This window comes from Kribbella sp. WER1 (assembly GCF_054189145.1).
In genome coordinates, this window is sequence record NZ_CM135186.1 from 8,356,249 (window position 1) to 8,369,772 (window position 13,524).

The window sequence follows — 13,524 nt, forward strand, 5'->3', positions numbered from 1 at the left end:
GGGAGATCCGGCAGCGGGACAGGGGCCGGTCAGCTGCCGATGTCGGGTTCGGCGACGTGGCAGGCGGCTTGGTGGTTCTTGCCGAGGGTGCGGAGTTCGGGGGTGACCGAGTGGCACTTGTCGACGGCCAGCGGGCAGCGCCAGCGGAAGCGGCAGCCGGGGGTGGGGTCGATGACCTTCGGCGGTTCGCCGGTATCGCCTTCGATGCCCGTGCTGAGCGGCGCCCGCGGGTCGGGGACGGCGCCGAGCAGCAGGTCCGTGTACGGATGCTTCGGGTTCTGCAGGACGGACTCGGTCGGGCCGGTCTCGACCACGTGGCCGGCGTACATGATCATCAGCCGGTCGGCGACGTACCGGGCGCTGGCGATGTCGTGGGTGATGTACAGGAACGAGACGCCCTGCGACTCGCGCAGTTCGGCCATCAGGTTCAGCAGGCCGATCCGGATCGAGACGTCGAGCATCGACACCGGCTCGTCGGCGAGGATCAGCTTCGGCTTGTGGGCGAGCGCCTGCGCGAACCCGATCCGTTGCCGCTGGCCACCACTCAGCTCGTACGGGAACCGGTTCATGATGTCCGCCGCCGGCGTCAGCCCGACCGCCTCGACCACCCGCTCCGCCTCGGCGTACCGCTGCTGCCGGTCCAGTTCCGGCCGGTGCAGCTTCAGCGACCGCAGTACGCCGTGCGACACCCGGAACGCCGGGTTCAGCGAGCTGAACGGATCCTGGAACACCATCGGTACGTCGCCCCGGTAGGACAACTGGTCCTTGCGGGAGCGGAGCGTCGACATCGCCCGGCCCTGGTAGAAGATCTCGCCGGCCGTCGGCTTGTACACGCCCGCGAGCAGCCGCGCGATCGTGCTCTTCCCGCTGCCGCTCTCACCGGCCAGCGCGACGATCTCCTGCCGCCCGATCGAGAAGCTGACGTCGTCGACCGCATGCAGCAGTTGCGGCGAGAACCCGCGCCCGACCCGGAAGTGCCGGGTCAGTCCCTTTGCCTCGAGCAACGGTGCGGCGGCGGACTCGGTCCCGCCGGCCTTCTCGGCATCCACCGTGGTCACTTGGCCTCCCGGACGAGATCAGGTGCGTGCAGCAGGCAGCGAGCCTGTACGGCGCCGACCTGGTACAGCTCGGGCGCGATCTTCGGGCAGTCCTCGAACGCCTTCGGGCAGCGCGGCTGGAACCGGCAGCCCGGCGGCGGTGATGCCAGGTTCGGCGGCGCGCCCGGGATCCCGGTCAACGGCACCTTCGGCCCGCGGATCGACGGGAACGCGTCCAGCAGCCCCGCGCTGTAGGGATGTTCGGGATGGTCGAACACCGCGCGGGTGTCGCCGAACTCGACCACCTGACCGGCGTACATCACCACCAGCTTGTCCGAGAAGTGGCTGACCAGCGACATGTCGTGGGTGACGAAGATGACCGCGAACCCGAGCTTCTTCTGCAGTTCCTTGATCTGCACCATCAGCGACCGCTGCGCGACCACGTCCAGCGCGGACGTCGGCTCGTCCATGATGATCAGGTCCGGCGTGAACAGCAGCGCCATCGCGATCATCGCCCGCTGCCGCATTCCGCCGCTGAGCTGGTGCGGGTAGCTCTTGAGGTGGATCGGGTCGATGCCGACCAGCCGCAGGACCTCGGCCGGACGGTCGTCGGCGACCACCTCGTCGTGCGCCATGATCGTGTCCTGGAACTGCGCGCCGATGCTCTTCACCGGGTTCAGCGCGTTCATCGCGCTCTGCATCACGACCGAGAAGTCCCGCCAGCGCATCGCGGCCAGCTTCTTCTCGTTCAGCGTGACCAGGTTCTGCCCGTTGAACTTCACGCTGCCGCCGGTGATCGCGGCCGGCGACGACAGCAGGTGTGCGATCGCGAACAGCAGCGTCGACTTGCCGCAGCCGGACTCGCCGACCACGCCGACGAACTCACCGGCGTGCACGTCGAGGTCCACATGGTCGACCGCGACCACGGGCCGGGACCCGGTGTCGTACTCGACGGTGAGGTCGCGGACCTCAAGAAGCTGATTTGGCACGTCGCCTCCGAACCGGCCGCAGCGCGGGGTTGCTGATCTCGTCGAACGCGTAGTTGAGCAGGGCGAACGAGACGCCGAGCAGCGCCACCGCCAGACCCGGCGAGAGCGCCCAGGCGGGCAGTCCGTTCACCAGGGCGCCCTGGTTCTGCGCCCAGTAGAGCATCGTGCCCCAGCTGAGCGAGTTGGGGTCGCCGAGCCCGAGGAACTGCAGGCCGGCCGCGGTCAGTACGGAGTACAGCGCGGCGCCGAGGAAGTTCGCGACGATCAGCGAGATCATCGTCGGCAGCACCTCGACCACGATGATGTACGACCGGCGCTCGCCGCGGACCCGCGCGGACTCGAGGAAGTCCCGGTTCCGCAACGACATCGCCTGCGCCCGCATCTGCCGGGCGCCGTACGACCAGCCGGTGAGGATCAGCACGATGATGATCACGGTCAGGTTGCCCTTGCCGGCGTACGTCGCCAGCACGATGATCAGCGGGAACGTCGGGAGCACGAGGAAGATGTCGGTCAGCATCGACAGACCGTCGTCGGCGAACCCGCCCAGATACGCCGCTGACACGCCGATGATGACCGACAGCACGGTGGCACCCAGCCCGGCGACCACGGCGATCAGCAGGGACTCACGGGTGCTGTAGATGAGCTGGGCGTACACGTCCTGCCCGAGTCCCGTCGTACCGAGCCAGTGGGCTCCGGACGGGTGCTGCAGCGGCGCGTCGCCGATCGCCTGCGGATCGTGGTGCGCGCCCGGGACGAACAGTCCTGGGAACAGCGCGAGCAGGATGAACAACAACAGCAACGCGGCACCGATGACGGCCTTGCGGTTGCGCAGGATCGCCTTGAACAGCCCACCGCGGGGGCGTCTGGTCGCGCCCGTGACCGGAGCGGATGCACCAGCAACAACTGCACTCATCGGTTCATCCCTTCGTCCGGGCGCGCGGGTCGAGCAGGAACACCGCGAAGTCGCAGAGCAGGACACAGATCAGCACCGCGAGCGTCACCAGCAGGAACAGTGCCTGCAGCAACGGGTAGTCGGTGCTCACCGTGGCGTTGTAGAACATGTAACCCAGCCCGGGGTAGTTGAACACGTACTCGACCAGGATCGTCCCGGAGATCACGAACCCGAGCGACATCGCGAACCCGGACAGGTTCGGCAGGAACGCGTTCCGGCCGGCGTACCCGAACATGATCTTGCGGCCCGGGATGCCCTTGGCGCGCGCCATCCGGACGTAGTCCTCGGCGAGCGTGGTGACCATGTTGTTCCGCATCGTCAGGATCCAGCCGCCGACCGCGGTGATCAGGATCGTGGTGGCCGGCAGGATGCCGTGCTTGATCACGCTCCAGACGAACTCACCGGTGAACGCGGGCGTGAGGCCCTGGTCGTAGTTGAAGTCGTTCGGCAGCACCGGGTGGTCGCCGATCGCGAACAGCGAGATCAGCAGCAACGCCACCCAGAAGTACGGCAGCGCCGAGGTGACGATGAACACCGGCGGCACGATGCCGTCGATCAGCCCGCCGCGCCGCCAGCCGGCCACGGTCCCGATCAGCGTGCCCAGGACGAACGCCAGGATGGTCGCGATGCCGACCAGCCCGAGCGTCCACGGCAGCGCGTCGCCGATCAGCGTCGTCACCGGTACGCCGAGACTGCTGCCGATCGACACGCCCCAGTGCCCGGAGACCATCGACTTCAGGTAGCCGACGTACTGCAGCATCAGGTTCTTGCCGGGGTCGAAGCCGAACTCGGCGAGGACGGTCCGTAGCTGCTCGGCGGTGACCACCGATCCGCCCTTGCTCAGCCGCTGCCGCAGCGCCTCCTCCGGACTGCCCGGCATCATCCGCGGGATGAAGAAGTTCAGCGTCATCGCCGCCCAGAGAGTGAGCACGAAGAACCCGAGACGACGTATCAGGTAGCGCATCGCGACCAGCTCCTCGTGCTCGCTCTCCTCACAGTTCCTTCCCTACTTCTGAGCGGACTTCGAGTACAGGTTCGTCAGCACCTGGCCGACGTCCGGCATGTTGTATGGCGCCGGCTGCGCGTACGGGTTCTCCTGCGTCGGCCAGCCGTCCAGGTCCTTGGTGTTGTACTGGTACCAGTCGACCGACTCGGTCGTCGGGATCACCGGGACGTCCTTGATCATGTACGACGAGATCTGCTTGATCAGCTTGACCTGCGTGTCCGGGTCGGCGGCGGCGTACTGGTCGATCAGCTGGTCGACCGCGGGGTTGTTGTACCGCGAGTAGTTGGTGCTCGCCGACTTGCCGATCGGCGCGGAGTTCTTCGAGTACAGCAGCTGCCGCAGCTCGTAGTACGGCGTGGGTCCGCCGGTCTGGCTGGAGTAGGCGAGGTCGTAGTCGCCGGTGTAGAGCTTTTGGTTGTACGACTGCTGCTGGAGATCCTGAACGCTCAGCTCGATGCCGACCTTCGCGAGCTGCTGCTTGATGACGGCCAGCGACGCGTCCCAGTCGGTGTAGCCGGTGACCGTGATGATGTTCAGCTTCAGCTTGTTCGAGTCGGAGTAGCCGGCGCTCTGCAGCAACTGCTTGGCCTTGTCCAGGTTCGGCTTGTCGTACCCGGCCGCGGCCAGCGCGTCCTTGTCGAAGTACTTGTCGAAGGTCGGCGAGACGACGCCGGTCTGGTTCGCGGCGGGCTGGTAGCCGCTCTCACCGATCTTCGAGATCTGCTCGCGGTCGAGCGCGTAGGCGATCGCCTGCCGGACCGCCAGCTTGCTGGTCACCGGGTGCGAGGGGTCGTTGTTCGGGACGATCGCGACGTTCGCGGTCGGCGGGAACCAGTAGTTGTTCTGCGGCGACTTCGACTTGTAGAAGTTGTCGATGTTCGGGATGTACTGGCCGCCCCACTGGGCCTTGCCGCTGGCCAGGTCGAGGTTGGCCGGGTTGTTGTCGAGGTACGCCGGGTACTGCACCTTCTGCAGGTACGGCTTGCCCGGCTGCCAGTAGCTGCCGTTGGCGACGTAGGAGATGTTGTTACTGCTGCAGGCCTCGACCGTGAACGGGCCGGTGCCGATCGGCTTCGGGTCGGTCCAGGTGGCCGGCTTGGAGGCTGCCTCGCCGGTCGACCAGATGTGCTTGGGCACGATGCCGACCTGGTTCGCGAAGTTGAAGAAGTACGGCTCGGCCGCGGCCTTGAACTTCAGCGTGACCTTGTTGCCGGCGGCGGTGACGCTGGTCAGACCGGCGCCGGTCCACAGCGCGTACAGGTCCAGCGCAGGCTGTTCCTTCATCCGGGTGAAGGTGTAGACGACGTCGTCGGCGGTGAATGGCTGGCCGTCGCTCCACTTGACCCCGTCGCGGATCGTGAAGGTGATCGAGTCCTTCTTCGGTGACCAGGTGAACGCGGTCGCCAGCATCGGCGTGGTCGCGCCGGCCTTCAGCACGTTGACGAAGGTGAGCGGCTCGTACACGAAACCGAGCGACTCCTGGTTGACGGCCGGGTTGAACGGGTTGAACTGGCACGGCCAGGTCTGCCCGCCGACGTTCGCGATCGTGACCGAACCGCCCTGTTTGTACTGCCCGGTGCCGCCGCCCCCGCCACTGCTCGACGAGGACGACGGGCTGGACGACGCCGCGCTGCCGATCGGCTTGTCGCCACCGCCGCAGCCCGCGGCCAGTGCGCCGACCGCGAGCGCGGCGACGGCGATGCGTGTGATGCTGCCCCTCATCGTCTTCTGCCTTTCGCTACTGGACTTCCTGATCATGCGAATGCTTCCGCACCGAGGACGACCCCCGCTGCCTCGACGCCGAGGGCGAGCGCTCCGATCAGCGGTGCCTCGGACGGAAACCGGGCCACCGACAGCTCCGGCGGAAACGGGACGGCCGCGTCGAGGGCGCGACGCAGGCCGGGTTCGAGCTGGTCCCAGGAACGCACCAGGCCGCCGCCGACGACGATCCGGTCCGGATCGATCGCGATGGCCAGGTTGGCGAGATGCATCGCCAGCTCCCGGACGAACTCGTCGGTGAGGACGGCGGCATCCGCACGGGTACGCGCCATCGTGAAGACGTCGGCGGCCGTGACCGGGCGGCCGAGCCGGGCGGACCCGGTGGTCTCGAGCGCCTGACCGCTGACGACGTGCTCGAGGATCGTCCGCTGCCCGGCGTCGACGTACACGTCGGCGGGGGAGCGGACGTCGTACCCGATCTCGCCGGAGGCGCCGTGCGCCCCGGTGATCACGGTGCCTCCGGCAACGATCGCGATCGCCAGACCGGTGCCGAGATTGAGGTACAGCCCGGGGTCGGAGCCGGCCAGCGCACCCCAGCGCAGCTCGGCCTCGGCCGCCGCCTTCACGTCGGTCGCGAGTTTGACCGGTACGCCGGGGAACCCGTCGCGGATCAGCCGCCCGAAGGGCAGCTCGCCCCAGCCCGGGAAGGTCGGGGCCAGTTCGACGTGGTCGTCGTACGGGATGCCCAGCGTGGCGGCGCCGACGCCGGCGAGTTCGTGATCCGGCGCGACCTCGGCGAGCAGTTCGCGGGCCGCGGTCAGGCCGCGGGCCATCGCCTCGGCGGCGCCCCCGGACTCGACCTGGCTGTCGACGGTCGTGGCGCCCAGGCGGCGGCCCGACAGGTCCCCGACCGCGACCGCGATCTTCGTCCCGCCGAAGTCCAGACCGAGGACGACCGGTGTCGAAACCACGGGGTGGCACCTCCTCGCCCCGACCAATAGAATCGATTGGAAACTAACTTAACTATCACCGGGATCACAAGGGATCAGTCGAACTTGTTGACCGAGTTGTTAGCGAACTAGGGAATCAGGGGGTCGAGCGTGACGGTGACGACCGGCGGGGCACGTCCGCAGCTGATCCGGGAGATCAACGAACAGGTACTGCTCGACCACATCCGGCGATCGGCCCCGATCTCGCGGACCGAGCTCGCCGGGCTCACCGGCCTGTCGAAGCCGACCGTCTCCGCGGCGCTGAGCTCCTTGGAACGCGCGGGTCTCGTGCACGTGACCGGGCAGCGCACCGGCGTACCGGGGCCGGCGGCCAATCTGTACGAAGTACTGCCGGAGGCCGGCTTCGTTCTCGGACTGGACGTCGGGCGGGAGTACCTGCGCGGCGCGATCGCGGATCTGGCCGGGACGGTCCGGGCGCGGTCGAGCGTTCGGACCAAGGCCAGCGACGCGATGGCGCGGATCCAGGAACTGGTCGACCTCGCGGCCGCGCTCGCCGACGAGACCGGGATCGAGGTCGGGCAGCTCACCCAGACCGTGCTCGGCAGCCCCGGTGTGTACGACCCGCGGCTGGACGCGCTGACCTTGACCGGGCGGCTGTCCGGCTGGGACTCGCCCGCGACGCTGGCCGCACTGCGCGACCGGTTCGGCCCGACGTTGATGATCGAGAACGACGTGGACGCGGCGGCGATCGCGGAGCGGGTGCACGGGCACGGCCGGAACGTCGACAGCTTCGCGTTCGTGAGCGTCGGTACCGGCATCGGCATGGGCCTGGTACTGGACGGCAAGCTTCGGCACGGATCGCACGGTGTCGCGGGCGAGATCGGGTACCTGCCGTTCACCGAGGGCTCGGGCAGCGACCCGCGGGACGCCCGCAAACGCGGCGGGTTCGACGCGTCGGCCTCGGCGGCGGCCGTCGTACGGGCGGCGCGCCGGGCCGGTGTCCGTGGAGCGTCGACGGCGGAGAAGGTGTTCGCGGCCGCGGCGCGTGGGGACGCGCTGGCCGGGGCGGTCGTTGCGGAGGAGGCGCTGCTGGTGGCGAAGGCGGTATGCACCGTGATCACCGTCGTCGACCCGGATCTGGTGGTGCTCGGCGGGGGGATCGGTCAGGCGCCCGGCTTTCTCGAGGCCGTGAGCAAGCAGTTGCGGCACCTCGCGCCGGTGATGCCGGAGGTGAAGGCGAGCGTGCTTGGCTCCGAGACCGTGGTGGCCGGCTGCGTCGCGGCGGGGCTCGATCGGGCCTGGCAGACGCTCGTCGGAAATTCCGCGGAGATCCGGACGTAAACCGTCCGCAACCCGCACTAGGGTGCGATTCATGACTATCGCGATGTACCCGAGTTTCGTGCTGGACTGCCCGGACGCGGCGGTGCTGGGCAAGTTCTACGGCGAGCTGCTGGGCTGGACGGTGAAGACCGACGACGGGTGGGCCGAGATCCGCCCTGAGGACGGCAGCAACTGCATCTGCTTCCAGCAGGTCGAGAACTACAAGGCACCGACCTGGCCGACCCAGGACGTGCCGCAGCAGTTGCACCTCGACGTGATGGTGCGCGACCTCGACGAGGCCGAGTCCGAAGTACTGGCGATCGGCGCGACCAAGCCCGACCACCAGCCCGGCACCTCGTTCCGCGTCTTCCTCGACCCGGCCGGGCACCCGTTCTGCCTCTGTGTCGCCTGAGTGTCGACTGAACCGTAGGGTGAGGGGGTGACGAGCTGGCGGGAGGAACGACGGCAGGCGGCCGCCGAGCATGCGGCCGCGCTGGGGCGGAAGAAGGCTGCCGAGACCGCGAAGGCACGGGAGTTGCTGGCCGGGTTCATCGCGACGCTGAAGGACCGTGGCGTCGAGCCGGAGCCGCTGCGTGCGCAGGTCGTCGGGTCGAACGCCAGCTACCGCACCACGCTGACCGGGTGGTACCTGCGCAAGAACCGGTCGCTGGCTGTGGATGTCGACGGGAACTTCTACATCCTCGGCGTACCGGCCAGCCTCAAGTCGCGGGTGGCCGGCGTACAGGTGGAGCCGTCCGACCCGCCGCTCGTGGTCGGGCAGGGCGCGCGGGACGGCGAGTCGATGCCGCTCGCCGAGCTACTACGCCTTCGGCTCGAGTCCTAATACCGACGCGATCAACGCCGTACCGGGAGCGGTCCTTCCGCCGGGGCCCGGTGATGGTACGACGTCCTCGGTCGCGAGCGCCTCGCCGCACTCGGAGCAGCACACCGTCGGCGTGGTGACCTTGCCGCAGGTCGTGTGCGTGAAGCGGATCGGCTGACCGGCCGGAGGAGTCGCCCAGCGGTCGCCCCACGCGGTGAGCGCCATCAGGATCGGTACGAGCTCCCGCCCGGCCTCGGTCAGCCCGTAGCTGTAGCGGACCGGGTTCTGCTGGTACGGCGTCCGCTCGACCAGGCCGCCGTCGACGAGCGTGCCGAGCCGGTCGGTGAGCAGGTTGCGGGAGATGCCGAGATCGGTGACGAACTGGTCGAAGCGGTCCAGCCCCAGGTAGAGGTCGCGCAGCACCAACGGGGTCCACCAGTCGCCGATCAACTCCAGGGACTGGGCGAGCGAGCAGTGCATCGAGGCGAAGCTGGTGTTCCGCATGCGCCTACTCTAGTAAGTTCTGTTATTGAACTCACTAGGAGAGGGGTCGGACATGTACCACTGGATCGTCGAGCGGCAGGTGCGGAATGCCTTCGCGCAGATCAGCGCCGGGAACTGGGAGGCGATGGTGGCCGGGATGGCGCCGTCGTTCACGTACCGGTTCTACGGCGAGCACGCGCTCGGCGGTGAGCGCCGGACCCACGACGCGCTGCGGCGCTGGTGGGAGCGGTGTTTCCGGCTGCTGCCGAACACCCGGTTCGAGGTACGGGACGTGATCGTCGGCGGCTGGCCGTGGAACACCCGGGTCGCTACCGCGGTCACGGTGCACGTCGGCGTGGTGGACGGGTCGGCGTACGAGAACGTCGTGCACCAGTTCCTGCGGATCCGGTGGGGGAAGATCACCGAGGTGCGGACGCTGGAGGACACCGCCGTACTCGAAAAGACGCTGGACCGGCTGGCGGCGGCCGGGTACGAGGAGGCGCACGCGGCACCGATCGTGGGCTGATTCCGGGTGGTTTTGCGGTCCGGTCCGGAAACTCGGGTGCTTTTTGTCGGTGCTGCGCATTACGGTCAGTCGGGTGCTGACTCTGTTGCGGTACGGCGTTCGGGTTGCACCTGGAAGCACCCTTCTGACGATGGGTCTGGCCGTCTTCGGCTCCCTGCTGGGGATGGTGGTCACGTTGCTGACCGGTCGCGTCGTCGGGGCGGTTCCCGGTGTGGTCGACCGCGGCCCGGGGGCGATGCCGATCGGCGAGTTCAGCTGGCTGCTCGGCGGGCTGCTGGTGGTCTTCGTGGTCGACAGCCTGAAGCCGGCCGTGCAGCAGGTCGCGTCGATGGTGATGGACGCCGGCCTGGTCCGCGCGATCGGTACCGGCATCACCGGGCCGCTGCTCGCGCCGCGCCGGATCGAGCACCTCGAGGACGCCGAGGTGCTGGACGTGCAGGAGCGGGCGAAGGGCAAGGGCGGGTTCCACCTCGCCCAGGGCCTCGGCAACCTGCCCTGGCTGCTCGCGAGCCGGGTGACGCTGGTCGGCTCGGCGATCATCGTCGGGTCGATGTTCGAGTGGTGGGTCGCGGCCATGCTGGTCGCGGTCACGTTCCTGCTGGAGTGGTACGGCGGCCGCCTGATCGAGCGCGAGATCGACGTCTGGTGGGGCAACACCGAGGAGCAGCGGCGCGGGCACTACGTCTTCAACCTCGGCATGCGGGACGCGCCGAAGGAGCTGCGGGTCTTCGGCCTGCACAACTGGCTCGTCGACCGGTACGTCCGCGAGTGGACGGCCGGGTACCGCCCGGTCTGGGCGCGGCGGCGGACCAACGCGAAGTGGTCGCTGCTGATCGGCGGCGTCCACCTGCTGGCGAACGGGATCGCCATCCTCGCCGTCGGCCGCGCGGCGTACAACGGCTCGCTGCCGCTGACGCAGGTCGCCACCACGCTGCCGGCGATCCTCGCGATCGGCCAGTCCAGCAACGGATTCGGCGTCGTGCAGGTCCGGCGCGGGCTGTCGGCGTTCCGCGCGATGCGCGACCTGCCGGGCACGATCGCGACCCGGCACCCGGAGCCGGTGGTCACCACGAAGCACCGGGTCGAGACGATGCCGGCCCGGGAGATCCGCTTCGAGAAGGTCAGCTTCCACTACCCCGGCTCGGAGAAGGCGGTACTGCGGGACCTCGACCTGACGATCAACGCCCGCGAGGCGCTCGCGCTGGTGGGGATCAACGGCGCCGGGAAGTCCACGCTGGTGAAGCTGCTCGGCGGCGCGTACAAGCCGACCGGCGGGCGGATCCTGGTCGACGGCGTCGACCTCGCGGAGCTCGACCTGGGGCAGTGGCAGCGACGGGTCGCGGCGATCGTGCAGGACTTCGTGCGGTTCCCGTTGAGCGTGACGGACAACGTGGTGTTCGGCGCGGTCGAGCGGGCGGGGGACGAGCTGACGCTGGCCCGGGTCGCCCGCGAGTCCGGCATCGACAACGTCGTACGCCGGCTGCCGAAGGGGTGGGACACGATCCTGGACAAGACGTTCGAGGGCGGCGTCGACCTGTCCGGCGGCGAGTGGCAGCGGGTCGCGCTGGCGCGGGCGTTGTTCGCGGTGCATGCGGGCGCGGGCGTCCTGGTGCTGGACGAGCCGGCGGCGGCGCTCGACGTACGGGCCGAGTCGGAGCTCGTCGAGCGGTACCTGGAGCTCACGTCGGGGGTGGCGTCGCTGATCATCTCGCACCGGTTCTCGGTGGTGCGGAACGCGGACCGGATCTGCGTGCTCTCCGACGGCCGGATCGTCGAGGACGGCACCCACGAGGAACTGCTGAAGATGGACGGTGAGTACGCCGGGATGTTCCGGCTGCAGGCCGAGCGGTACGTGACCGGGCCGGAGGCCGTCGATGCCTAAGTCGATGCCTAAGTCGCTGCGGATCCTCTGGCTGTGGGTCACCACGTCGTTCCGGGCGGCGCCCTGGCTGATGACGATCTCGACCGTGCTGGTCGCGGCCCGGGCGGTCACCGCGCCGGCGCAGACGTACGGCGTGAGCCGGCTGGTGCAGGGGATCGCGTCGGAGCAGTCGAGCACGATCACGCTCGGCGTCGCGATCATCGTCGGCGGGCTCGCGGTCTCGTTCCTCGCCGACGGTCTCGGGACACCCCTGCAGGACACCGCGCAGGAACGGATGGCCGGCCGGGTGCACGCCGATCTGCTGGACGTGACGACCGGAATTCCAGGGCTGTCGCAGCACGAGCGGCCGGATGTCGCGGATCGGCTGGAGTTGGTCCGGGAGAAGGCGTGGCGGATGGGCGTCGGCGCCGAAGTACTGCTGTGGGCGTTCGCGACCGTGACGAACACGGTGACCGTGCTGACGCTGCTCGGCTCGGTGCACCCGGTGCTGCTCGTGCTGCCGTTGCTCGGCGGCGTGCGGATCTGGTCGGCGTACCTGAGCAGCACGCGGCAGCAGAAGGCGTGGGAGGACTCGATGCCGCAGGAGCGGCTCGTCGACCGGCTGATCGAGGTCGCGAAGGACCCGCGGACGGGTCTCGAGGTGCGGGTGTTCGGCCTCGGGAAGGTGTTGCTGGACAGGATCTTCGCGTTGCAGACCGAGCGGTTCGACCGCCGGGTCGCGGCGGCCCGGTGGGGCGGGAAGGTGGACGGCGCGGTCCGGCTGGTGTTCGGCCTGGCGTACGCCGCCGCGATCGTCTGGGTCGTCGCCCGGGCGCGGAACGGGCACGCCTCGGCCGGTGACGTCGTCCTCGTGCTGCTGCTCGCGCCGCAGGTGGACCAGATGACCGGCGGTATCGCGCAGAACGTGTACTGGGTCGGCGAGGTGGTCAGGAGCTTCAGCCGGTACGACTGGCTGCGGGAGTACGCGAAGCAGAACGCGTGGCGGTCGAGCCGGACGCCGGCCCCGGAGCGGATCACGTCGGGGATTGAGCTGCGGGACGTCGGATTCTCCTACCCTGGCTCGGATTCCGCGGTGCTGAGCGGGATCGACCTGACTGTGCCGGCCGGAGCTGCCGTTGCGTTGGTGGGGGAGAACGGTGCCGGCAAGACGACGTTGGTGAAGCTGCTGGCGCGGATGTACGACCCGACGACCGGGCGGATCCTGGTCGACGGCGAGGACCTGGCCACGATCCAGCCGGACGCGTGGCGGTCGCAGCTGTCGGCGGGGTTCCAGGACTTCGTGAAGTTCGAGTTCACCGCTCGCGAGGTGGTCGGGATCGGCGACCTGGACCGGGCCGACGACGAGGCCGCGGTGCTGGCGGCGGTCGGGCGCGGGGACGCGGAGTCGGTGGTCGCCGGGTTGCCGCGCGGGCTGGATTCCCAGCTGGGCAAGAAGTTCACCGACGGCGTCGAGCTGTCCGGCGGGCAGTGGCAGCGGCTCGCGCTGGCCCGGGCGTTCATGCGCGAACGCCCGCTGCTCCTGCTGCTCGACGAGCCGACCGCAGCCCTCGACCCGGAGGCCGAGCACCGGCTCTACGAGCAGTACGCCGAGGCCGCGAAGATCGCCGCGGCCGAGACCGGCGGGATCACCGTGCTGGTGTCGCACCGGTTCTCGACGGTCCGGATGGCCGACCTGATCGTGGTGATGCACCGCGGCCGGGTCGAGGAGTTCGGTACCCACGAGGACCTGCTCGCCGCCGGCGGCCGGTACGCCGAACTCTTTGAGCTGCAGGCCCGCGCGTACCGTTAGTTGCACAAGGCCGAGCCCTGAAGCTCAGGCAACTCGGCGAGGACCACC

At 69.1% G+C, this 13,524-nt stretch carries 13 protein-coding genes; 6 read left to right on the top strand and 7 right to left on the bottom strand.

Features of this window, described 5'->3' with window-relative positions; genetic code table 11:
• Window positions 1-29: 29 nt before the first annotated feature.
• Genes ACXJJ3_RS40625 through ACXJJ3_RS40650 form a run of 6 tightly spaced genes read right to left on the bottom strand, consistent with a single transcriptional unit; the run spans window position 30 to window position 6,674 of the window.
• The gene (locus ACXJJ3_RS40625) at window positions 30-1,058 is read right to left on the bottom strand and encodes an ABC transporter ATP-binding protein (RefSeq protein ID WP_458167370.1); all 1,029 of its coding nucleotides are present in this window, start codon (window positions 1,056-1,058) and stop codon (window positions 30-32) included.
• Window positions 1,055-2,026 carry an ABC transporter ATP-binding protein gene (locus ACXJJ3_RS40630; protein WP_458167371.1) on the bottom strand — a complete coding sequence of 324 codons (972 nt, stop codon included), beginning with the start codon at window positions 2,024-2,026 and terminating at the stop codon, window positions 1,055-1,057. The genes ACXJJ3_RS40625 and ACXJJ3_RS40630 overlap by 4 nt, the downstream gene beginning before the upstream one ends.
• Window positions 2,007-2,939 carry an ABC transporter permease gene (locus ACXJJ3_RS40635; RefSeq protein WP_458167372.1) on the bottom strand — a complete coding sequence of 311 codons (933 nt, stop codon included), beginning with the start codon at window positions 2,937-2,939 and terminating at the stop codon, window positions 2,007-2,009. Before ACXJJ3_RS40635 ends, ACXJJ3_RS40630 begins: the two co-directional genes overlap by 20 nt.
• Window positions 2,940-2,943: 4 nt before the next feature.
• Window positions 2,944-3,942 (bottom strand): ABC transporter permease, encoded by a 999-nt coding sequence (locus tag ACXJJ3_RS40640; protein WP_458167374.1) that lies wholly within the window; start codon window positions 3,940-3,942, stop codon window positions 2,944-2,946.
• Between the two features lie 42 nt (window positions 3,943-3,984).
• A complete protein-coding gene (locus tag ACXJJ3_RS40645) occupies window positions 3,985-5,706 on the bottom strand; it encodes an ABC transporter substrate-binding protein (RefSeq protein WP_458167375.1) in 1,722 nt (573 codons plus the stop codon).
• Between the two features lie 32 nt (window positions 5,707-5,738).
• Window positions 5,739-6,674 carry an ROK family protein gene (locus tag ACXJJ3_RS40650; protein WP_458167376.1) on the bottom strand — a complete coding sequence of 312 codons (936 nt, stop codon included), beginning with the start codon at window positions 6,672-6,674 and terminating at the stop codon, window positions 5,739-5,741.
• 129 nt (window positions 6,675-6,803) lie between these two features.
• Here ACXJJ3_RS40650 and ACXJJ3_RS40655 point away from each other — a divergent pair, with 129 nt between their 5' ends.
• The 3 genes from ACXJJ3_RS40655 to ACXJJ3_RS40665 are packed head-to-tail and all read left to right on the top strand — an operon-like array spanning window position 6,804 to window position 8,817.
• Window positions 6,804-7,994: an ROK family transcriptional regulator gene (locus tag ACXJJ3_RS40655; protein WP_458167377.1), complete on the top strand. Its 1,191-nt coding sequence runs from the start codon at window positions 6,804-6,806 to the stop codon at window positions 7,992-7,994.
• Between the two features lie 31 nt (window positions 7,995-8,025).
• Window positions 8,026-8,385, top strand: a complete 360-nt coding sequence (locus ACXJJ3_RS40660; RefSeq protein ID WP_458167378.1) for a VOC family protein — start codon at window positions 8,026-8,028, stop codon at window positions 8,383-8,385.
• Between the two features lie 27 nt (window positions 8,386-8,412).
• Window positions 8,413-8,817, top strand: coding sequence for a hypothetical protein (locus tag ACXJJ3_RS40665; RefSeq protein ID WP_458167379.1), 405 nt, complete (start codon window positions 8,413-8,415; stop codon window positions 8,815-8,817).
• Here the strand turns inward: ACXJJ3_RS40665 and ACXJJ3_RS40670 are convergent.
• Window positions 8,794-9,300, bottom strand: a complete 507-nt coding sequence (locus ACXJJ3_RS40670) for a winged helix-turn-helix transcriptional regulator (RefSeq protein ID WP_458167380.1) — start codon at window positions 9,298-9,300, stop codon at window positions 8,794-8,796. The two genes, ACXJJ3_RS40665 and ACXJJ3_RS40670, sit on opposite strands and share 24 nt — an antisense overlap.
• A 52-nt stretch (window positions 9,301-9,352) precedes the next feature.
• Here ACXJJ3_RS40670 and ACXJJ3_RS40675 point away from each other — a divergent pair, with 52 nt between their 5' ends.
• The 3 genes from ACXJJ3_RS40675 (at window position 9,353) to ACXJJ3_RS40685 (ending at window position 13,476) form a co-directional block, all read left to right on the top strand.
• Window positions 9,353-9,805, top strand: coding sequence for a nuclear transport factor 2 family protein (locus ACXJJ3_RS40675; RefSeq protein ID WP_458167381.1), 453 nt, complete (start codon window positions 9,353-9,355; stop codon window positions 9,803-9,805).
• Window positions 9,806-9,935: 130 nt separating this feature from the next.
• A complete protein-coding gene (locus ACXJJ3_RS40680) occupies window positions 9,936-11,687 on the top strand; it encodes an ABC transporter ATP-binding protein (RefSeq protein WP_458167382.1) in 1,752 nt (583 codons plus the stop codon).
• 4 nt (window positions 11,688-11,691) lie between these two features.
• The gene (locus tag ACXJJ3_RS40685) at window positions 11,692-13,476 is read left to right on the top strand and encodes an ABC transporter ATP-binding protein (RefSeq protein WP_458167384.1); all 1,785 of its coding nucleotides are present in this window, start codon (window positions 11,692-11,694) and stop codon (window positions 13,474-13,476) included.
• The last annotated feature ends 48 nt before the right edge of the window (window positions 13,477-13,524 follow it).